The organism is Olsenella sp. HMSC062G07 (assembly GCF_001811895.1).
Classification (GTDB): domain Bacteria; phylum Actinomycetota; class Coriobacteriia; order Coriobacteriales; family Atopobiaceae; genus Olsenella_F; species Olsenella_F massiliensis.
This window is the reverse complement of record NZ_KV806951.1, coordinates 393,603-415,087: the sequence shown is the minus strand read 5'-3', so window position 1 is coordinate 415,087 and position 21,485 is coordinate 393,603. Positions and strand designations below refer to the sequence as shown.

Below are 21,485 nucleotides of genomic sequence, written 5' to 3'. Positions count from 1 at the left end.
GCAACAGCCCCGTCAGCCCGCCAGCATCGCACCTCCCAGCAGCGGACCCAGAATTGACAGGAGCATTGCCGGAACCACCAAGGTCCCCAGGGGAATCAGCATGCGCACGGGCACGCGCTCGATCTCTTCCTCCACCTCGCCGCGCTGCTCGTCCCGTATCGCCTGCGACTGACGCTCGAGGGCGCTGGCGAGCGGCGCCCCAAAGTGCAGGGCCTGGGAGACGACCTCGGCAAAGCGCCTGAGGGCCGTGACGCCCAGCTCGTCCGCCATGGCCATGAGCGCCTCCTCTCGACTGCCGACGCCCATCCGCCAGCCGATGAGGGCCTCGTGAAACAGCGCCGACGTCTCACCGTCGAACCTGTCGCAGTACAGCTCCAGCGAAGCGTCAAACGAAAGCCCCGAGAGCAGTCCGAGCGTAACGACATCCAGCAGCTGAGGCAGCTCGCGCATCAGCTCTGACCTTCTCTGGCGCCTCAGCCGACCCCGGCGCAGGTCCTCAAGCGGCGTCAGCCTCAGCAGCCGCGACCGGACGGCATCGCACAGGACGACGAGGGGCCCCCGTTCCGCCCGATGAGAAATACCCCCGCCTTGCGTCAGCACGAACGCGCCGACCCACGAGAGGGCTGCGAGTGCGCCGAGCGTCGCCAGCTCATCTGCGCTCATGAGAGGATGCCTCCCATCTGACGCCTGATGACCAGGAGGGCCGTGACGTCCATCGCGCAAGCAAGCAGGAGGCTGAAGGCCCCCGCAGGGGTCATCAAGCCGGCACGGAAGTCCGTCGAAAGGACGGCGAGACCTCCCACCAGCAGCACCGGGAGCACCGACACCACCCGGGCGGACAGGCGCACCTGGGCCGTCTTCACGGCGAGCATCCGCTCGAACTCGCCCTGTCGCTCGACGAGGCGCGCGGCGTACTCAAAGAGTCCCTTGAGGGGGCTGCCCGTGCGCTGGGATATCACCAGGGCCGAGGCAAGAAGCCCCATGCCCGGCGCGTCAAGGTCGTCCTTCAGGGCCCCGACCGCCGCCTCGACGGAGCTCCCGCAGCTCAGGCGCAGGCTCGCCCGGGCAAAGGCCTCGCCCGCCGGCCCCTCCACGTGCGTCCCCACGTAGCTGATAGCCTGGGAGAGCGTCTCTCCTGACCCCAGGGCCATCGCCAACGTGCGAAACACGCCGGGCATGGCCCTGGCCACGTCGCGGCGCTCCCTTCTCGTCATCGAGGCGTGCCAGGCGGGAACCCCTGCGAGCAGGCAGGCCGACGCCACGAGCGCGACCGGCAGGCTGTGGCACGACAGGGCGCACAGGGCCCAGAGGCAGAGCACGAGCGCGCAGCCCTGCTGACGCTCCAACCTAAGGCCGGCGCACGCGGCGCAGACGCAGACCCAGTCAGAGAGGCGTCGCCACGCGGGACGACTCAGCAGCAGGGCGGGCACCGACAGTCCCGCGACAGCCCACAGCAGGCGGCCCAAGGCCCGTTCCGCACGCGCGCGCCGCCGTTCGCCGCTGACCTCGCGCGCGCTGAAGCCGCCCAGCAGCACGAATCCGCACAGCCAGGCGACGGCGGCAAGACTCAACGCATATGCGACCTCCATGCTCGCACCTCCTCCTGGCTCGTCATGTGCGCCCTCAGGGCCGCCGTGACAAAGCGTGGCTCCTGCACCAGCGTCCAGCTACGCCCATCCTCGTCAAAGCTGACACACTCCCGCAGGCTGACGCCGCCCGCATCCTTTGCCCCCACCTCGCACAGGGAGCCGATGTAGCGCCTGCCGTCCGCCATGCGATGACTCATGACCAAAAGGTCGAGGGCCGTCGCGATCTGCGCCTCTATGACGTCGGTGGGAAGGTCCATGCCAAAGCGGGCCATGAGCACCAGCCGTAGGACCGCCTCGCGCGGCGTCCCGGCATGCAGGGTCGTCAGGGAGCCATCATGGCCGGTGTTCATGGCCTGGAGCATGTCGATGGTCTCCTCCGCCCGGCACTCCCCCACGACGATGCGGTCGGGCCGCATGCGCAGCGCGTTCTTCACGAGCTGACGGATGGTAACCTCGCCCGTGCCCTCGATGGACGCGTCACGGGCCTCCAGCCTCACCACGTCGGGATGCTGAAAGAAGCGCAGCTCGGCCGAGTCCTCTATCGTGACGATGCGCTCCTGCACGCCGATCTCGCAGGACAGGGCGTTGAGAAGCGTGGTCTTGCCCGACCCCGTCCCTCCCGCGACGGCAATGTCCTGACGCGCTCGCACGGCAAGCGACAGGAGTCCGGCATACCACTCGGGCAGCGAGCCAAGCTCCACGAGGCGCCCCAACGACGAGATGCGGTTGGAGAACTTGCGTATGGTCATCGACGGGCCGTCGACCGCGATGGGAGGGGCGACGGCATTGACGCGGTCGCCGTTTGCGAGGCGGGCGTTGACGATGGGGCTCGCCTGGTCGAGGCGCCTTCCCAAAGGCGCGAGGATGCGGTCGATGACCAGCAGGATCTGATCGTCGGACGAGAAGCGCGCCTCGCCCTGGCAGAGCTGCCCGCCCCGCTCGAAGAAGAGTCCCTTCGTGCCGTTGACCACGACTTCCGTGACCTCCTCGTCGTCAAGCAGCCCCTGGATGGGTCCCAGGCCGCAAATGTCGTCGAGCGTCGAGCGCACCAGGCTCTCGCGGTCGTCCACGGGCACGTCGGCAAAGCTTGGCGCGTTGAGAATTGCCTGGCAGGTGACGGCAAGCTCCTCGCGGGCCCTCTGGACGTCCGCCTTTGAGGCGAGCCGCGCCACCGCGTCAAGCCCCAGGCGCTCCACAAGCTCGCGCTTGAGCCTCAGGCCGGCGTCAGCCGGCGTCGCAGGAAGGGCCTGTCCCCTCGCCGTGGCGTCGTCGCGCGTCTGCTGCTCGCGCACCATGCTCAGCAGCGACATCTCCTAGGCCCCCTTCCTGCGTCCAAAGAGCGCAAAGCGTCGCCTGCCCGGCCGCGCCTCCAGGCTCCGCCGCGCCTCGTCCGCGTCGGGCAGGCGACCGAGGTCAGCAAGGAGCTGCGCGAGCATGCTGCCCACCGAGTCCGAGAAGGCGCAGGAATCGTTTGCCAGGGCGGCCGCCTCGCCAGCACACAGCAGGTCATACACGTCATCTCCGCCATCGGCCACCCTAAAGAGACGGGCTCCCTCCAGGCCCATCTCCACGCGTCCCAAAAGCGGCCGGGGACTCGCCCTCAGGTCTGCGGCGTTCTCCACGCGCACCATGCGCGTGCGCGCCACCCCCAGACGTGCGGCGAGGGCGGCGGAGCGGGCGAGCGACGCCAGGGCGCCGGGCTCCTGGCTGCCCACCAGCATCAGGCGGTCCGCAACCTGAATGGCGCGCGCCACCGCCTCGGTAAAGGTCGTTGACGAGTCGACGAGCACCAGGTCGGCACGACCTCTCAGATAGGCGATGAGCGTCTTTACGTGGGGGGCGAAGGTCTCCGCCTCCTCGGGGCGGCGGCAAGGCCCCCAGAGCATGACGCGCTCGCCTATGCGCACGCCCACGCGCCCCATGCGCTCGGCGCTCAGACGCCCCTCGGCGAGCTGCGCGAGGTCCGCTCCCTGAGGGACGCCGAAGTAGGCAAAGAGGTTTCCGCAGGAGAGGTCGAGGTCCACGACGGCCACCTCCATGCCCCAGGATGCCGCGCGCTCGGCGCAGCAGGCCACGAGCGTCGACTTTCCCACGCCCCCGCGTCCCGACACGAAGCAGAGGACGGGCGCCGCATCCTCGGCCGGCCGCGCGTCTTTTGCAGGGCGTCTTGGCCCCTCGCCGGCAGGTTCTGCGTCACGTCCCGCAAACGCCCCGTCGGCGGCGTCCCCGTCGGCGGCGTCCCCGTCGGCGTCGAGGCGCTCCCCCGAAGCTTCATCCGCCCGCGACCGCTCCTTTCGCCGCGCGCTCATCTTGTCGCTACCGTCACGAGGGCGCGCAGGGCTCGCCGCAGGCTTGTCATCAAGGTCAACCACCCAGGAGATGCCGGCGCGGCCGGCGCGGGAGCGCAGCGAGCCCGACGCCTTGCGCACCACGAGGGCGACGCGGGAGGCCCTGCCGTCCGCGACGAGCGCGGCAGCGAGGTTCATGTCCGAGACGCCACGCTCGCTCAGCCCCACGATCGCCGGCGTCGCGCCAGGCTCCTCGTCGTAAAACCATCTCCGCAGCTCCTGGGCGCTTGAGGCGCAGCTCAGCGTCGCGCCCGGGTCAATCAGCCTCAGGGCCCGCGCCAGCTCCTTGCGCGCCGAGCGGTCAGCGTAGCCGAGCCATATCTCATGTTCTTCGTGCGCCATGACCATCGCCCTCCTAGGCCCCTGCGACCCCCAGCACTACGCCGCTGACGTCCTTGCCCCCGAATCGCCGGCGCCATCCGATCCGACCGCCGCATCCGGCCTCTCGCCGTCCTTGATCTCTTCGGGCGCCCCGCCGCGCGCGCCCGTCTCGCCGCCCTGGCCGGACGCGGATCCGGACTGGTCGCCGTCGCCTGTGGCCGACCCGACGTCCTGGGACCTCACGTCAGAGGCGGGGGCCACGAAGCTGAGCTTGCCCGCGGCGTTGGCGGAAAGCACCTTGTCCACGTCGGCCGCCCTGATGGCGACGGCCACCTGCGCGCCCGACGCCGCGCCTGCCGCCGCAGGAGACGAGATCACCACGATGTCGTCGCCTATCTGGCGGGAGGAGTCCTTGTTGACCTCATAGGCGATGAGCTTGGTGCCTGGCGTGACGCTCCTGAAGATGCCCAGCTTGTCCGTGACGGGCAGCGTGACGCCCACGAAGCCGGCGGGCACCTCTGCCAGGTCGTCCCCCTCGTCGAAGCACTCGGACGTCAGCACCTCGTTCTTGGCTGTCGCATGACACAGCTGCCGACCCACCACGTCGTCAAGGCTCGTGACGGCGCCCTCGGGCACGAGCTCCGCGATCCAGTCGCGCAGCTGGACGTCCTGCGGCTCTATGACGTCGCCCGCCTCAAGATGGCCGGACGTCACCACCACGCTCACCACCTCGCCTCCGTAACGGGCTATGGCGTCATTGCGCTGCTGCTCGGCGTCGGCCCTCACCCGGTCGGCGAAGGACAGGCCCAGCAGCAGGGCGAGCAGCGCGCAGGCCGAGGCAAAGATCAGTCGGAACCTCAGAGACATCGCCCACCCCCAAGAGCCGCGAGGGACGCTCGGGCGGACGCCCTCACGAAAGGCGCCCTCGCATGTCACCATTGTCCGGGGGCATAGGCCCGTCGAGCGTCAGACGACGGCCGCGCCATGGCGCCAGTGTGGCGGCCAGCTAGCGGCACATCGCGTATGAGCTGGAGAAATGCGGGTACAGGCGGTGCCAAGAACGTTCATGGGGACCAAGGCGCCCACGAGGCGCCGAGCGTCACACCGGGACGTCAGGGTCAAGCGTCGTGGAGGACCGTCTCATCTCGGCGGAAAGGGAAACGTAGGCGTCAAGGCGCGCCGGTGCGCAACGGCCGTCCCCGAGAGCTCCCCTCACGGCGCAGCCAGGCTCATGTGTGTGGGTGCAGTCCCTGAAGCGGCAGTGGCCCGCGAGAGCGTCAAGCTCGGGAAACAGGAGCCTCAGGCCACGCTCGTGGCCCACGAGCGGCAGGCTCCTGAGGCCGGGCGCGTCAATCACGATGCCGGCGCCAGGCAGGCTCACCATGCGCCGAGCGACCGTCGTGTGCCGACCGGCGTCGTCCGAGGCGCGAACGGCGCCCGTCTCGAGCGCCTCGTGGCCCAACAGGGCGTTGAGCAGCGTTGACTTCCCGGCGCCTGACTCGCCCAGGACGATGGCGACGCACCCGGCCGGCACAAGCGCGCGGACGCTCCCGAAGCCCCAGGAAAGCGCGGGGTCGCACGTCGCTTGTGCCCAGGCGGAGCCGGCGGCATCCTCCTCCATGGTCGAGGTCACCACGATGGGCGCCCCGGGGCCCAGAAGCGCCCTGAGGTCGGCGACCTGGCGCATGAGCGCAGGGGCGTCCAGGCGGTCGGCCTTGGTGAGCACCACGACGCAGCCGCAGCCGCAGTCGGCGGCGATGAGCGCCGAGCGGGCCACCCGGTCGAGCGAGAGGGGTCCCTGCCCGAGCGCCTGCACCACCAGGACGAGGTCCACGTTGGCGGCGAGCGTCTGGCGCGTGCCGCGCGAGCCGCCTCGCCAGCGGCAGAAGTCGTTGGTGCGCCCCAGCACGTACTCGATCACGGCCATGTCGTGGCCGGCGGGCCTGCGCAGGACCACCCAGTCGCCCACGGCGGCGGAGGGCTCCCTCACCACGCCGAAGCGAAACGAGAACTCCGCCCGGTAGCCGCCGCGCTCGGTCATGACAAGAGGAAAGTACCGGTCGAGCCTCACGACGCAGCCGAGCAGGACCTCGTCGGCGGGGACGCCCTCGCCCTCAAGCAGCAGCCGCTTGGCGGCGAAGTCATCAAGCTGCCGGCGGCGCGCCCTGAGCTCATCCCAGGACGGAAGGTCCCTCAGGGACTGAAGCGCCGGCAGGGCCTCCGTGGCCCCGCCAGCGTCATCCCTCCGTGCCCGCCTCTTCCTGGCGCCCTTGCCCAAAGGTGGCTGCCTCCCTGCCCTTATGCCGCGACTTCCTTATTGGCCGCGACTTCCTTAGCCGCGGCTTCTATCGACGGCGCGCATAATGGCCTTCTGGACCTCCACGATGGGGATGATCAGGACGGCGAGCCCCATGGAGATGAGGTAGTGCTCAAGGTCAAGCTCGGCGAAGTTGAAGGCGATGGAGAGGGGCGTCTCGATCACGACGAAGGTGAGCAGCAGCGCCACGCCCAGCGACGCCCATAGCCACTTGTTCTGCCCCTTGAGCGTGAAGAGCGAGCCGCGCAGGCTCCTCATGTTGAGGGAGTGGAACATCTCGACCATGGAGAGCGTCAAGAACGCCATGGTCATGCCCATGACGCCCGCCTGGTCATTGGCGGCCACCTCGGCGAGGGTGACGCCCATGGAGCGGACACCGATGAGGTAGGCGACGAGCGTGAGGACGGCGATGATGACGCCCTGGACGATGGTGTCAAGCCCCATGCCACCCGCGAAGATGCCGTCCTTGGCGTCACGCGGCTTGCGCTTCATGATGTCCTGCTCGGCGCCCTCGGTGGCCATCGCAAGCGCGGGCAGCGAGTCGGTGATCAGGTTGATCCAGAGCAGGTGGGTGGGCAGCAGCACCGTGACGCCCACGAGCGAGGCGACGAAGACGGAGACGACCTCCGCCAGGTTGGACGACAGGAGGAACTGGATGCACTTGCGAATGTCGTCGTAGATGCGCCTGCCCTCCTCGACGGCGCCCACGATGGTGGCGAAGTTGTCGTCCGTGAGCACCATGTCGGCGACGCTCTTCGTGACGTCGGTGCCGGTGATGCCCATGCCGATGCCTATGTCGGCGCGCTTGATGGAGGGGGCGTCGTTGACGCCGTCGCCCGTCATGCCCACGACCTTGCCCCTGCGCTTCCAGGCGTCGACGATGCGGGTCTTGTGCTCGGGCTGGACGCGTGCGTACACCCCATAGTCAACGACCTTGGCGTCCAGCTGGGCGTCGGTGAGCCGGTCAAGGTCGCTGCCCATGATCGCCTCAGTGCGGCTGTCGATGATGTCCAGCTCCCGGGCGATGGCGACGGCGGTGTCCACGTGGTCGCCGGTGATCATGACCACGCGGATGCCGGCGGAGCGCGCCTCCTCGATGGCGGCCTTCACCTCGGGGCGGACCGGGTCGATCATGCCCGAGAGGCCCACGAAGGTGAGGTCCCTCTCAAGGTGGTCGGCCTCAAAGCTCGCGGGCGGCTCGGCGCCCCAGTCGCGACGGGCGGAGGCCAGCACGCGCAGCGCGCGGTCGCTCATGGCCTTGTTCTGCACCATGATCCTGGCGCGCAGCTCGTCGGTCATGGGAACGACGCCGTCGCTCTCGGTGAGGCAGCGGGTGCAGCGGGCGAGGACCACGTCGGGGCCACCCTTGGTGTGCTGCGTGTATCCGTCGCGTCCGCGCACCACGACGGACATCATCTTGCGGCTGGAGTCAAAGGGCGCCTCGCCCACGCGTGGGCGCGTCTTGGTCAGATGGTCGGTCGTGAAGCCAAGCCGTGCGGCGTCCGCCACGAGGGCCGCCTCGGTGGGCTCGCCGACCGCGACGCCCGCGGCGGCGTCCCACTTGGCGTCGGAGGCGAGGGCCATCGTGCGGACGTGGGCCGTGAGGTTGCCCGTCACATGGTCCACGACCGTCATCTTGTTCTGTGTGAGGGTGCCCGTCTTGTCCGAGCAGATGACCTGCGTGCAGCCCAGCGTCTCGACGGCGGAGAGCTTGCGGATGATGGCGTGGCGCTCGCTCATCTTGGTGACGCCCATGGACAGGACGATGGTCACGACCGCGACGAGCCCCTCCGGTATGGCCGCGACAGCCAGGGCGACGGCGACCATGAACGTGTCGATCACGAGGTTGGGACTCGCGAGGAAGGCGGAGCCGTGCCTCAGGAAGCCCGTGAGGAAGACGACGGCGCAAATGACCACCACCAGGATGGTGAGGATGCGCGAGAGCTCGTCGAGCTTCACCTGAAGCGGGGTCTTCTCGTCCTGGGCCGTCGAGATGGCGTCGGCGATCTTGCCCATCTCGGTGTTCATGCCCGTTGCCACCACCACGGCGCGACCACGGCCGAAGACCACGGTCGAGCCCATGTAGCACATGTTCTTGCGGTCACCCAGGGGAACGTCGTCGGCACCCGGCGCGAGCTCTATCGTGCTGGCGTGCTTGGTCACGGGCACGGACTCGCCCGTGAGGGCCGCCTCCTCCACCTTCATGGACGCGCTCTCGAGGATGCGGCAGTCCGCAGGCACGGAGTCGCCCGCCTCGAGGATGACGAGGTCGCCCACGACGAGGTCATGCGAGGGAACCTGGATCTGCCTGCCCCCGCGCACGACCTTTGACGTAGCCGAGGCCATCTCTTGCAGGGCCTCGAGCGCCTCCTCCGACTTTGCCTCCTGCACCACGCCGAGCACGGAGTTGAGGATGACCACGAACATGATGATGACGACGTCGGCAAAGTCAGCCTCGCCCTGGATGACCCCCGTGACGGCCGAGATGACGGCCGCGATGATGAGCATGATGACCATGGGGTCGGCCATCTGCTGGAAGAAGCGGACCCACAGGGGGACCTTCTCCGCCTCCTTGAGCTTGTTGGGGCCGTCCTGGGCGAGGCGCTCCTCTGCGACGCCGTCGCCAAGGCCGTTCGTCTCGTCGCTCCCGCACTCCCTGAGCACGTCCGCGACGGATGCCAGATACTCTCTCATGCTTCCCTCCTGGGGTGATGTCACACGCCTGGCAGATTGATGCCCGATCATAATTCCCCAGGAGAGGGGCAAGGGCCCATCAAGGCTGCCATGCCAGGCGCAACGCTAAGGCTGTCATAGATGGTACCCCATGAGGGCCAAGCGTGGAATCGAGCCTCATAACGTGGCTGAGAGGCCTGCGCGTCAAGGCCGAGGCCCCAGGCGTCAGGAGGCTCCCGACCGGTGACGTCATTGGAGGGAGGCCCGTCAAGACGGGCCCGCGCGTGCGTGCGGGCTAGGCTGCCCGGATGGCGGAATTGGCAGACGCGGCGGACCGGGCCGGCGCGTGCGGGCTAGGCCCCGCCCTTACGGCGTGCCCGGGCGGCGTACTCAGGGTTAAGCAGGAATTCTTTTCCCAGCTCCCTGCCCGCGAAGAAGTCGGACGTGACGTCCAGCGCGCACTTGTAGATGTTCCATAGCGCCTCGGTCGTCTGGGACGAATCGTGCGGGGCGAGCAGCACGTTGTCAAGGCTCAACAGGGGCGAGTCCGCCGGGAGCGGCTCCACGGCGAACACGTCAAGACCCGCGCCCAGGATCCTTCCCTTTCGCAGGGCGTCCGCGAGGGCCTCCTCGTCCACGACGTTTCCTCGGGAGTTGCAGACGATGACGGCATCCCTCTTCATGAGGGCCAGGCGCTCGGCATTGACAAGATGGTGCGTCTGCTTGGTGTACGGCACATGGACGCTGATCGCGTCGCACTCCCGAAAGATCGTGTCAAGGTCCTCCTGGTGGGCGCCATAGCGCTCGGCGACCCCCGCGGGCAGGAAGGGGTCGTAGACATACAGGTCAAGCTCGAAGCCCCTCGTGATCTCGGCCAGGCTCCTGCCGATGGCGCCGAACCCCAGGATGCCCAGACGCCCGCCCCTGAGCTCGCTGCCAATGCTGTGGGACCACACGCCCGACTCGACGACCTTCCTGGCACGGACAAGCAGGCGCTTGGCGGCAAGAATCATGGCGAGCGCCATCTCTGCGACGCTCTGCGCGTTTGCCCCGGAGGTGCGGGCCACGGCGACGCCCGCCCTCGTGGCGCCCTCAAGATCGACGGCGTCAAAGCCCACGCCGTAGCGGACCAGAAGCCGACAGCGATCGGATATGCGCGAGAACATCTCCCCGTTGAAGGGGTCGACATCGATGATGCCGGCATCAGCCTCCCGCAGCGCCTCGACGGCCGCCTCGGGCGAGTACCCCTCGTGCGAAATCCATACATACTCCAGGCCAAGGTCCCTGGCGTAGTCTTTGGCCCTCTCGTTGAGCTCCTCGTAAAGAGGGGACCTGTCCGCATAGAGCGAGACGACTCTCTTCATGATGGGCATGCCTCCCTACGACGAAAAGTACACTTCGTTCGCGTTGTTGTAGTACAGGTCGGCGAGCTCGTCCTCGCTGAAGGCGCCGGCGCCCATGAGGTAGTCGGCAAGATGCTCATAGCTGTCATGCGTGAGCGCGAACGGGGCGTCGGTTCCCCACATCAGACGCTTGCCTCCGACGATTTTCTTGGCCTCGAGCAGGTGCGAGACGGCATCAGGATAGGGGTATGCGTCGGGTGCGAGAATCTTGGGTACCGAGGAGACGTCAAACCACACGTTATCCTGTCTGAGCATTTCGAGAGCGGCGATCCACTCCTTGTGGAAGGCATGCTTGGGTGCCAACAAGTGGCACAGCACGATCTTAAGGTTCGGGCAGCGAGAGGCGACGCGCGCCATGGCGGCAGGCTGGTGGCTGTCCATGTCAAAGTCGCCCATGTCGATGGTGACCGTGCCGTGATAGCTTTCCACGAGCTTGAAGATCTCCATCATCCTGGGTCCCGAGAGCACGAAGGGGTCGTTGGCCCCCATGAGGCCGCCCCCGCTGCTGACCTCAAACTTTGCCGAGCGGAATCCCTCCCGCCCAAGGAACCTGTCAAGCACGGCCATATGACCCGTCATGAAGGGGTCAACCGAGACCGTGGGGCAGAAGCGGTCGGGATATCTGCGCATGACGTCCAGGTAGTAGGCGTTCTGGAAGCCGTAAAGCGAGCCCTCCATGAGGACCGCCCTCTCGACCTCATTCTCGTCCATGAGCTTGAGTGCCGTCTCGGCAAGGAAGCAGTCGTCACCCATCCCCTCGGGGATGAGCTGATAGGTATCCCCGTTGGCCCAGGCAACCTTGCCGTTGCCGGCGGCGCGGCTCTCGCCCCGGGTGCAATAGCCGGCAATGACCTTTGCCAGGTGAAGGTGTGCGTCGATCTTCTTCATGGGTGTCTCCAATCTGTAGGTGTCGTGACGGGCGATGTGCGCTAGGCGGCGGGGCTTTCGTTGGCCTTGTCGCCCCCCAGCCGCCCGAGGATTCTGCGCGCCTTGCGTCGCGACTGGTCCTGATGCTGCAGCGCGTCAAAGGCGACGGCCACGATGATGACGAGGCCCTGGACCAGCCCGCTCTGGGTCGACGGCACGCTGAGGAGGTTCAGGGCGTTGTTTATGAGGCCCATGAGCACCGCGCCGTAGATGCAGCCCGGAACCGTTCCCACTCCCCCGAGGAGGCTGACGCCGCCGATGACGCCGGCAGTGATGACCTGCGTCTCGTATCCCGTTCCGGTGGACGCCATGCCCTGCTGGGTCATGGCGGCCAGGACGATGCCGCCGATCGCGGCGGTCACGCCCGAAAACACGTAGCAGAGCACCGTGGAGCGTTTGACCTGGATGCCCGAGATCTCCGATGCGACGGGATTGCCGCCGATGGCATAGATGCCACGGCCAAACGTCGTCTTCGACAGCACGAACCAGCTGCCGACGGCGATGAGAAGCATGAGGTATATGGGCAGCGGAAATCCGAGCACCTTCATCGAGCCAATTGCCGTGAACAACACCGGCTCGCGGGCGCTCACGATCTGGTTGTTGGTGATGACCATGGACAGCCCCAAAAACACCATCTGCGACGCAAACGTGACCAGAAAGGCGGGAATGTCAAACTTTGTGATGATGAGACCGTGCACCACGCCCGCCGCGGCGCCCACCCCAAGGGCCGCCAGGACGCCGATGATGACGCTTTCGTTGGTGGCGCCCATGTTCTTGATGACCTCTACCACGGTGACGGCCGAAAGGCCCGCCAGGGTGCCTATGGAGAGGTCGATGCCGCCCAGCAAAAAGACGAAGATGGTGCCGCAGACCATGATGCCAATGACTGACACCGACCACAGCACGTTTGCGAAGTTGCTGATGGTGAGGAAGGACGAGGGCCTCAGGATCGCAAGCGTCACCACGAACGCCACCAGGATGATCGGCTTGCTCAGTCTGCCCAGGTTGAGATTTCTCATTGCGCGTTCCCCTCGCTCTGCTCGACGCCCTGCGAGGCGGCCAGGATCTTAGCCTGAGTCACGACCTCACCTCTGAACTCGCGGACGACTCCCCCCTTGCGCATGACGATGATCCGGTGGGAGACCCGTATGAGCTCCTGCAGGTCAGACGAGACGACGATGACTGACACCCCCTGCGAGGCAAGCTCGTCGAGAATATCGTAGATCTCCTTTTTTGCCCCGACGTCTATGCCGGCCGTGGGCTCGTCCACGATGAGCAACCTGAGGTCACGCACCAGCCATTTGCCAAGCACGACCTTCTGTTGGTTGCCGCCCGACATGAGCCCGACCTCCTTGTCGGGGTCGGACGGACGAATGTCAATCTTGTCTATGGCCCTCTTGCCCAGCTCGCGTTCGTCGACAGCCGAGATGGCGAGACCGTTCTTGTGGATGATGTCGTAGTTGGTGAGGGCGACGTTGCTCACCGTGGAGAGCAGCGGAACGAATCCCTGGCTGCGCCTATCCTCGGGGACAAATCCTATCCCCGCCGCTATGCTCGAGCAAGGGCTCGGCGCAAAAGGTCGTCCGTCCAGCACGATCTGACCCTCGGCCGCCTTGTCGATGCCGTAGATGGCGCGGACGACCTCCGAGCGCCCGGCGCCGATCAGCCCGCCGATGCCCAGAATCTCGCCCTTGTGGACCTGGAAGGACACGTCACGATACCTTCCTGCCGCATCCGTGAGACCTCTCACGTCAAGGCGGACCTCGCCCTCGCCCAGGCGGAGCAGCTTGCTTGACTCGTCCGTCTCCTCCATGGCCTTGCCAAGCATCTTCTCGATGACCACCTTTGGCGTTATCTGATCGCCCTCGAGAACGGCGGCGTTCTTGCCGTCACGCAGGATGGTCACGCGGTCCGACAGCGCATACACCTCCTCAAGGCGATGCGATATGTAGATGATCGACACGCCCTGTTCCCTCAGCGCATTGATGATCTTAAAGAGGCTCCTCGTCTCCTTGCCCGAGAGCGATGACGTGGGCTCGTCCATGATGAGGAGCTTCGAGTCGCTCGAGAGGCCTTTGAGAATTTCCACCAGCTGGCGTTGGCCCATGCCCAAGTCCTGAGTGAGTGCGGACGGCTCCAGGGGAAAGTCATACCGGTCAATGAGCTTTTGGGTCATCTTCTCCATGGTCGCGTAGTCGATGAACGGACCTTTGCGAGGCTCGCGGTTGAGATAGACGTTCTGCGCCACCGTAAGCGGCGGTATGATGGAAAGCTCCTGGTATATGCAGGATATGCCCAACGCATGACAATCCTGGTAGCTGTCGATCTGGACGGGCTTGCCGTCCCAGATCAGCTCTCCTTGGTCTTTGGCATAGACTCCCGTGATGATCTTGATGAGCGTCGACTTGCCGGCGCCGTTCTCCCCCATGAGGGCGTGGACCTCCCCGGGGCGGACGTCAAAGTGAACGTCCTGCAGCACGGGCACGCCAGAAAAGCTCTTGCAGATGTGCCTGGTCTCCAGCAGAAGCTCGCTCATGCCTCCGCACCTCCCTGGGCCCCGCGCTCCCTTGAGGCGCGCTCGAGGCGTGACTTGTACAAGGCGTCGAGCATGACGACAAGCACGATGACGACACCCTTGATGATGTACTGGTAGGCCGTGTTCATATGCAGCTTGAGCACGCCGTTTTCCAGCGTCGCCATGAACACGGCCCCTATGAGCGTGCCAACGATGTCGCCTGATCCGCCGGCAAGGGACACGCCGCCGACGACGGCCGCGGCTATGGGGTCGAACTCGAATCCGCTGCCGAGAAGCGCGGTGGTGCTCTGGAGCCTCGCCGTCGTGAAAATGGCCCCGACGGACACGCACAGGCCCACGATGACGTAGGCGATCACGCGCGTCCTGGCGACGTCGATGCCCGAGAGGGTCGCCGCCTTCCTGTTGGCGCCCACCGCGTAGAGCCTCGTGCCAAAACGCGTGTATTTAAGCACGACTTGCCCGGCGGCAATAAAGAGGGCCATCACGATGGTGACGACGAACAGCGGGCCGACTGAAGCGCCCAGGACCGTGTACTCCGGGACGGTGAGAGGCTGCGACTGTATCACGCCATGGGCGTCCTTGATGGCGATGAGGTAGGTGACGGCGCGAAAGACGCCCATCGTGGCTAAGGTGCCGATGAACTCCGGCACGTTCAGGCGCGCGACGATGAGGCCGTTGATGAGGCCGGCGATAAGCCCCACGACCATGCCGATGACGATCATCAGCCAGATGGGTAGCGCCGTATAGGCATAGACGTTTGCCATCGTCATGCCGACGAGCGCCATCATGCTGCCCGTTGACAGGTCAATGCCGGCGGTGATGATGACGTAGGTGACGCCCACGCCTATGATTCCCACGACTGAGGCATCGCGCAGAATCTCGGAGAAGTTTCCGGGAGTGAGGAAGCTCCCCCCGCCGAGCACACCAAAGAGCGCGACGAGAATCGCCAACATGACCAACGATATGAGCCGTCGCAGCGTTGTCTGCTTAACATGCGTCTTCATCGGACCCTGCGCCTTCGTGGATCGACGTCGTATATGACCCACGGCATAGGCCAACATGCAGCGACGCAGCCTATGCCGTGGGGTACGGGAAAAATCTGACTACCAGCGGTCGTTCTCGGCGATGCTCGAGACGGTCTCGGCGGTAACCACGATGGGCTCCATGATGACCTTAGGCGTCTCGCTCAGCACCGTGTAGCTGTACTCGGACCCGACCATCAGAAGGGCTATCTTGGCGGCCGTTGACCCCTCGTCCCAGCTGTTGGTATAGATGGTGCCGCTCATGTCGCCCGACTCGATCATGGCGAGCGCGTCCTTCTCGCCGTCGGCGCCCCAGATCACGATTTGGCCCTTCTTGTTTGCCGACTCGGCGGCGAGGGCGGCACCCTCGGCCATGGCGTCGTTGATGGCAAAGACGGCCTTGATGTCGGGGTAGCTCTGCAGGAAGCTGTTCATGACCGTGATCGCCTTGGCCTTCTCGAAGGAGGCGGACTGGGCGTCAACGATCTTGATGTCGGGATACTTGCCGATCGTGTCGCGGAACCCCTGCTCGAGGTTATCGGTCCTGGTGAGCCCGGGGACGCCCTGGATGATCGCGACATCACCCTTCTTGTTGATAGCCTCGGCGATTTTGTCCGCTGCCATGCGGCCGGCGTCGTAGTCGACGGCCATGACAAGGGCGCTGTGCGTGGTGTACGCGTCAAGGTTGAGGGTGATGACGGGAATGCCCTTCTCCTCCGCCTCCTTTACGGAGGGTGCGAGGGCGGTGCCGTCGGAGCACTGCAGGATCACGGCGTCAAAGCCCTGATTTATGACGTCCGCCATGATCTGCGTCTGGGTCTCGGCGGAGCTCTCGCCGTTGAAGGACTGGATGTCTATGTTGCTCCAGGATGCGCACTCACGCTGGATGCCTTCCAGCCACGCCTGGTTGTTGGGCGTACTGAGGTCATGGGCGACGTAGGCAATCTTGATGTCGTCCTTGTAGGGATTCTTCTTTTTCTTGTTGCTGGCAGCGTTGGGGTCGGAGGGCGCCGCGGCCGACGAGGCGCCGCCATCCCGCGGCGTCTGCGCACACCCGGCAACCAGGACGCCCGCCGAAGCTGCCGCGAGGGTGATGAGCCCCCTCCTGGACAGGGACCGCACTCGTTCATCACTCTTCTCGATGTTGTGCATGCTCTCCTCCTATGGTTGTAACTGACACATCAATTAGACCCCGCAGCAATTCCCCTAGAACGTAGTGCGAGGCATGCCACCCATCCGCAAGACTTCCTCATGTTCCTTTCATATCCTATGGTCAACTCGGAAAATATGACCTTGATGAGCACATCTCGTACATCGGCTTCCCAAACGGAATACAAGAACATGGGGCATTTTCTTCACACCGCTATTCTTGTCTTTTCATTACTAAAGCTTTAGTTTCAGTAAAGTCAGTGGACACAATTTGTCGCTGAACGGTATGCACACGTCAAACCTCACATTCCCAATGCCCCGCTCAGACTCAAAACGTCTAGTGAGTGCCCTTTTGCAGGCCTGCCTCGTCAGGCTTCACGGATGACAGGGCACGGCAGACGCATCCGGGCCCCATGGGAGAGACGCTGTCGTCAGAGCGTCGGAGCACCACTGGTATGACAGACCTTCCACGGACGTTCATGTCGTCCGGCCAAGACCGCCGCGTCACGGCCACCCTCATGGGTCGCATCCGCACACGGCATGCGCATGCTGCGTTAGAATCGACCCATACGCATGCCACGGGCATGAAAGCGAGTCTCCAGGAGCGTGAGACAACCCATGAACATCCTCGTCTTTGGCACCGCAAGCTACGACCGCATCTCGTTTGAGCGAGAGCTCGGGAGCTACCCGGAGCTCAAGGTTGACTTCACCGAGTCCAACCTGACCCCCCTTACCGCCGTCCTCGCGAAGGGCTATCAGGCCGTCTGCGCCTTCGTCAACTCTGACGTGTCCGCCATGACGCTCGAGGTGCTGCGAGGCCTGGGCGTCGAGCTCGTGCTCATGCGCTGCGCCGGCTTTGACGCCGTCAACGTCGAGTTCGCGAAGTCCGTCGGCATGCGCGTCACCAGCGTGCCCGCCTACTCCCCCGAGGCGATCTCGGAGCACGCCATGGCCCTCGCCCTCGCAGCCAACCGCCGCATCGTCCGAGGCTACAACCGCGTGCGCGAAAACGACTTCTCCCTCGTCGGGCTCGTCGGCGAGACCCTGCACGGCAAGACGGCCGGCATCATCGGAACGGGGCGCATCGGCGCCGCGCTCTGCCGCATCTGCAAGGGCTTCGGCATGCGCGTGCTCGGCAGCGACCTCTACCCCAACCAGCGCCTCGTGGACGAGGAGCACGTCATCGACGAGTACGTTGACAACGACACCCTCTTTGCCCAGGCGGACCTCATCAGCCTCCACGCGTTTTTGAACGAGCAGAGCTACCACATGATCGACGACGAGGCCATCGCAAAGATGAAGGACGGCGTCATCTTCGTCAACACCGGCCGAGGAGCCCTCGTGGACACGGAGGCGCTCATCCGCGGCATCCTCTCCGGCAAGATCGGGGCCGCCGGCCTTGACGTCTACGAGGAGGAAAACGACAACGTCTACACCAACCGCACCGACGAGGTCTTCGACACGCCCACCTCGAGGCTCTGCTCCTTCCCCAACGTGGTCATGACGTCGCACCAGGCGTTCTTCACCCACGAGGCCCTCGCGCAGATCGCACGGGTGACCTTGGACAACGCGCAGGCCTATGCGACGGGCAAGGACTTCGTCGAACGCAGCGTGGTGTGCTAGGCAGCGTGGTGTGCTAGCATACCAGCAAGAAAAACTCGAGCGCCAGCTCAGCACCAGCCTGACGTGGCGTTCTCAATGCATATGACCCCACTGGCTGGCCCCCCAGGTCAGCCAGTTGCTTTGAGGAGAGAGGATTCATCTCACATGACATCCAAGAGGACCAAGATCATCTGCACCATGGGCCCCGCCACCGAGGACGACGAGGTCCTGCGCGGCCTCATCGCCAACGGCATGAACGTGGCACGCTTCAACTTCAGCCACGGCTCGCATGACTACCACCGCAACAACATTGAGCGCGTCCGCCGCATCTCCGCGGAACTCAAGCTCCCCGTCGCCATCATGCTCGACACCAAGGGTCCCGAGGTCCGCACCGGCGAGCTCAAGGACCATCAGAAGGTCACGCTCGAGACGGGCGCCCACGTCGTCGTGACGACGGATGAGGGCGTCGCCGGCACGGCCGAGCGCTTCTCGCTCGACTACAAGCTCCTTCCTACCGAGGTCAAAAAGGGTTCCGTCATCCTCATCGACGACGGCCTCATCGGCCTCGAGGTGGAGCGCGTCGAGGGCGCGGACATGCACTGCACGGTCGTCAACGGCGGCGAGCTGGGCGAGAAGAAGGGCGTCAACATTCCCAACGTGGACATCTCGCTGCCCTCGGTCACCGAGCAGGACCGCGCCGACATCATGTTCGGCTGCGAGCTGGGCATTGACGCCATTGCCGCCTCGTTCATACGCAACGGCGCTGCCGTCGACGAGATTCGCCGCCTCTGCGCCGACAGCGGCGTGCGCAACGTGTACATCTTCCCCAAGATCGAGAGCGCGCTGGGCGTCAAGAACTTTGACGAGATCCTCGAGCACTCCGACGGTATCATGGTCGCCCGTGGCGACCTGGGCGTGGAGGTCAACCCCGCCGAGGTCCCACACATCCAGAAGACCATCATCAACAAGTGCAACGCGGCCTACAAGCCCGTCATCACCGCCACGCAGATGCTTGACTCCATGATTCACAACCCGCGCCCCACGCGCGCCGAGGTCGCGGACGTCGCCAACGCCATCTATGACGGCACGGACTGCATCATGCTCTCCGGCGAGACCGCTGCGGGCAAGTACCCTGTCGAGGCGGTGAAGATGATGACCTCCATCGCCCTGGACACCGAGCGGTACCTGGGTGAGCATAACGAGTACCACGACCGCGGTGGCATCAAGAACGTCAACTCCGCCATCGGCGCGGCTGCGGTTGAGATCTCCGACCGCGTGGGTGCCACCTGCATCATCTGCCCCACGCACTCCGGACGCACCGCGCGCCTCATCTCAAACTTCAGGCCCAAGCTGCCCATTTACGCGATGTCCCCCTCGAACCACGCCATCCGCAAGACCTGCTTCCAGTGGGGCGTCCAGGCGTTCAAGACCACCGAGCAGGGCTCCCTTGCCGCCACCTGCTACAACGCGCTGTCGCTTGCAAAGGAGCTGGACCTGGTCGAGACCGGCGAGATCGTGGTGATCACCGCCGGCGACCCGCAGACCTCCCCCTCGCAGGGCGACTACACCACGTCGACCAACATGACCATGGTGTGCCAGATTCAGTAGCCTCCGGCGGCCTTGCCCACATGCTCCCGACGCAGCGGCGCCCCTCATCGGAGGGGCGCCGTCCCGTCTGAACCGTCCTGGCAAGCCGGGACGCCCGGCCCGTCGCGCGGCTTAGCGCTCGCAGAGCCAGAGGCAGGTCGTGAGGGGCGCCACCGTGGAGCCCCCGCCAAAGTCATGCCACGCGCCCGTGACGAGGTCGGTCGCGCGCCCGCAGCGCGCGTCAAAGTGGAGGGTGCACGCCTCGTCTCCCGCGTTCACGGCGACGATGACCCGCTCGTGCTCGCTCGCGCGCTGAAAGACCAGGGTCGTCGGCGAGACCTGGAGTTCCTCATAGTCTCCCCACGCCAGGGCCTCGGAGCCGGGCGCCCCCGGCCTGCGCGCCGCCGCGAGGGCCGCGATCAGCTCCGTGAGCGCGTTGCTCTCGGGCGCCGCCAGCGCGGGGCGAATCTCGTGGTCGCCCGGACGCTTCTCGCCCGTGATGCCCCACTCGCTCCCGTAATACAAGGCGGGAACGCCGGGGGCGCCAAAGAGCAGGCCGTACAGCGCCGGCAGCTGGCGCACGTCGGCAAGCTGGGTCGCGATGCGCGCGACGTCATGGTTGTCGAGGAAGGTCAGCAGGTGACACCCCGTGTAGAGGTCCCAGGGCTCCGACCCGCTCTGCCTCTTGAGGGAGTAGGCCACCTCATGCATGTTGCGCGCGTTCATGGATGACCAGAGGCCCTTGTACAGCTCGTAGTTGATCACCGCGTCACAGAGCCCCTCGCCCATCCAGCGCCGATAGTCGCCAAACAGGGTCTCGCCCACGAGCGCGAACTTGCCGTCACGCGGACCCAGGCGCTCGGAGCGCCGTGCGGTGAGCTCGTCGGCAACTTGGCGCAGATAGCCAAGGAAGCCCAGGTCCAGGCAGTAGGCCACATCTAGCCTGAGGCCGTCGATGCCAAACTCACCCTCCCACCGGCGTATGACGTCGGCAAGGTAGGCGTTCAGCTCGAAGTTGTCGTGGTTGAGGGTCACGAGCTCGCCCACGCCCTCCCAGCAGTCGTAGGAGAAGCCGTCCCCCCATTCGTTGTCGCCCTCGAAGTCGATGCGGAACCACCCGGCATATGGACTCTCCTGCCTGCGCGCGAGCACATCCTCAAAGGCCCAGAAGCCACGCCCCACATGGTTGAACACGCCGTCGAGCAGCACCTTGATGCCGTGCTCGTGGCAGGCGTCCACGACGCGGCGCAGGTCCGCGTTCGTGCCCAGGCGGCGGTCAACCTGCAGGTAGTCGCGGGTGTCATAGCCGTGCGTGCCGCTCTCGAACACGGGGTTGAGCAAAAGGCAGGTGGCATTGAGACCTACCATGTGGTCGATCCAGCCGTTGTCGACAAGCTGGAGCATGCGCGACGTGGGGGCCGAAACGCCGTCGTTCTCGTACGGGGCGCCCGTGAGCCCCAAGGGATACACCTGATAGACGACCGCTTCCTCGAACCAGCTCATGGGAACTCCCCTCTCGTCCGATCGCAAAGGCGCGCTTTTTTAGGTTACCCCGCACGCCACCGGGCGATGTCGATAATCTTTGCGCCTTTATGCGCGCGCTCTTCCCGGACGACCGCAGGAGGCTTGACCACATCTTGACGAGGCAGGTCTTCGGCATCGCGCCGACCGAGATCATCTACCAGATAGCGACGCACTACATCCTTGGCTACGACGGGGAGGTCGCAGGAGGCTGCGCCACGAACTTCGTCAAGGCCGACTCCGCCAGGCTCGCCAAGGAGGGAAAGCTCGCCGAGTTCGTCGAGAGGACCTTCAGAGGAAGGCTCTAGGAGGCGCCGCAGGGAGGGGGCAGCCCACCAGCACGGGAGGTTCTCTGCCCGTGCCTCTCCCTTTTGCCGCGACTTCACAACCGCACGCCCGTACGCCGATTGGCTCGCGCCCATAGTTAGGACCCGCTCGCGCGCCCGGGGTATGCTGTGCGTGCGGACTCGGTCGTCAGGCGAGCAGATTG

17 protein-coding genes are annotated in these 21,485 nt (G+C 65.7%); 3 read left to right on the top strand and 14 right to left on the bottom strand.

Annotated elements, in window-relative coordinates:
* Positions 1-12: 12 nt before the first annotated feature.
* From HMPREF2826_RS05035 to HMPREF2826_RS04975, 13 genes are all read right to left on the bottom strand, one after another.
* Entirely contained in the window at positions 13-663 is a 651-nt protein-coding gene (locus tag HMPREF2826_RS05035; RefSeq protein WP_083307274.1) for a type II secretion system F family protein, read from the bottom strand.
* Positions 660-1,589 (bottom strand): type II secretion system F family protein, encoded by a 930-nt coding sequence (locus tag HMPREF2826_RS05030; RefSeq protein WP_070639732.1) that lies wholly within the window; start codon positions 1,587-1,589, stop codon positions 660-662. The genes HMPREF2826_RS05035 and HMPREF2826_RS05030 overlap by 4 nt, the downstream gene beginning before the upstream one ends.
* The gene (locus HMPREF2826_RS05025) at positions 1,568-2,899 is read right to left on the bottom strand and encodes a TadA family conjugal transfer-associated ATPase (RefSeq protein ID WP_070639729.1); all 1,332 of its coding nucleotides are present in this window, start codon (positions 2,897-2,899) and stop codon (positions 1,568-1,570) included. The genes HMPREF2826_RS05030 and HMPREF2826_RS05025 overlap by 22 nt, the downstream gene beginning before the upstream one ends.
* 3 nt (positions 2,900-2,902) lie before the next feature.
* Positions 2,903-4,279 (bottom strand): nucleotide-binding protein, encoded by a 1,377-nt coding sequence (locus HMPREF2826_RS05020; RefSeq protein ID WP_070641152.1) that lies wholly within the window; start codon positions 4,277-4,279, stop codon positions 2,903-2,905.
* Between the two features lie 36 nt (positions 4,280-4,315).
* Positions 4,316-5,125, bottom strand: coding sequence for an SAF domain-containing protein (locus tag HMPREF2826_RS05015; RefSeq protein ID WP_070639727.1), 810 nt, complete (start codon positions 5,123-5,125; stop codon positions 4,316-4,318).
* Between the two features lie 232 nt (positions 5,126-5,357).
* Positions 5,358-6,536, bottom strand: coding sequence for a ribosome small subunit-dependent GTPase A (locus HMPREF2826_RS05010; protein ID WP_070639725.1), 1,179 nt, complete (start codon positions 6,534-6,536; stop codon positions 5,358-5,360).
* A 54-nt stretch (positions 6,537-6,590) separates the two neighbouring features.
* Complete coding sequence (locus HMPREF2826_RS05005; protein WP_070639723.1) at positions 6,591-9,269, bottom strand: cation-translocating P-type ATPase; 2,679 nt, start codon at positions 9,267-9,269, stop codon at positions 6,591-6,593.
* A 332-nt stretch (positions 9,270-9,601) separates the two neighbouring features.
* A complete protein-coding gene (locus HMPREF2826_RS05000) occupies positions 9,602-10,612 on the bottom strand; it encodes an NAD(P)-dependent oxidoreductase (protein WP_168163983.1) in 1,011 nt (336 codons plus the stop codon).
* A gap of 15 nt (positions 10,613-10,627) precedes the next feature.
* A complete protein-coding gene (locus HMPREF2826_RS04995) occupies positions 10,628-11,539 on the bottom strand; it encodes an amidohydrolase family protein (RefSeq protein ID WP_070639719.1) in 912 nt (303 codons plus the stop codon).
* Positions 11,540-11,580: 41 nt separating this feature from the next.
* Positions 11,581-12,597: an ABC transporter permease gene (locus HMPREF2826_RS04990; RefSeq protein ID WP_070639717.1), complete on the bottom strand. Its 1,017-nt coding sequence runs from the start codon at positions 12,595-12,597 to the stop codon at positions 11,581-11,583.
* The gene (locus HMPREF2826_RS04985) at positions 12,594-14,114 is read right to left on the bottom strand and encodes a sugar ABC transporter ATP-binding protein (protein WP_070639715.1); all 1,521 of its coding nucleotides are present in this window, start codon (positions 14,112-14,114) and stop codon (positions 12,594-12,596) included. Before HMPREF2826_RS04985 ends, HMPREF2826_RS04990 begins: the two co-directional genes overlap by 4 nt.
* Positions 14,111-15,118 (bottom strand): ABC transporter permease, encoded by a 1,008-nt coding sequence (locus HMPREF2826_RS04980; RefSeq protein ID WP_070639713.1) that lies wholly within the window; start codon positions 15,116-15,118, stop codon positions 14,111-14,113. The genes HMPREF2826_RS04985 and HMPREF2826_RS04980 overlap by 4 nt, the downstream gene beginning before the upstream one ends.
* Before the next feature lie 99 nt (positions 15,119-15,217).
* Positions 15,218-16,288: a sugar ABC transporter substrate-binding protein gene (locus tag HMPREF2826_RS04975; RefSeq protein WP_148138337.1), complete on the bottom strand. Its 1,071-nt coding sequence runs from the start codon at positions 16,286-16,288 to the stop codon at positions 15,218-15,220.
* Between the two features lie 615 nt (positions 16,289-16,903).
* On the opposite strand from HMPREF2826_RS04975, the gene HMPREF2826_RS04970 reads away from it, so the two are divergent.
* Both HMPREF2826_RS04970 and pyk read left to right on the top strand, forming a co-directional pair.
* On the top strand, positions 16,904-17,908 hold the full coding sequence (locus HMPREF2826_RS04970; protein WP_070639711.1) for a 2-hydroxyacid dehydrogenase: 1,005 nt from the start codon (positions 16,904-16,906) through the stop codon (positions 17,906-17,908).
* Between the two features lie 144 nt (positions 17,909-18,052).
* Positions 18,053-19,495: a pyruvate kinase gene (gene pyk / locus HMPREF2826_RS04965; protein WP_070639709.1), complete on the top strand. Its 1,443-nt coding sequence runs from the start codon at positions 18,053-18,055 to the stop codon at positions 19,493-19,495.
* A 111-nt stretch (positions 19,496-19,606) separates the two neighbouring features.
* Here the strand turns inward: pyk and HMPREF2826_RS04960 are convergent, their stop codons facing one another.
* Complete coding sequence (locus tag HMPREF2826_RS04960) at positions 19,607-20,977, bottom strand: alpha-amylase family glycosyl hydrolase (protein ID WP_070639707.1); 1,371 nt, start codon at positions 20,975-20,977, stop codon at positions 19,607-19,609.
* Positions 20,978-21,111: 134 nt separating this feature from the next.
* On the opposite strand from HMPREF2826_RS04960, the gene HMPREF2826_RS04955 reads away from it, so the two are divergent.
* The gene (locus HMPREF2826_RS04955) at positions 21,112-21,303 is read left to right on the top strand and encodes a hypothetical protein (RefSeq protein ID WP_210388972.1); all 192 of its coding nucleotides are present in this window, start codon (positions 21,112-21,114) and stop codon (positions 21,301-21,303) included.
* Positions 21,304-21,485 lie beyond the last annotated feature (182 nt).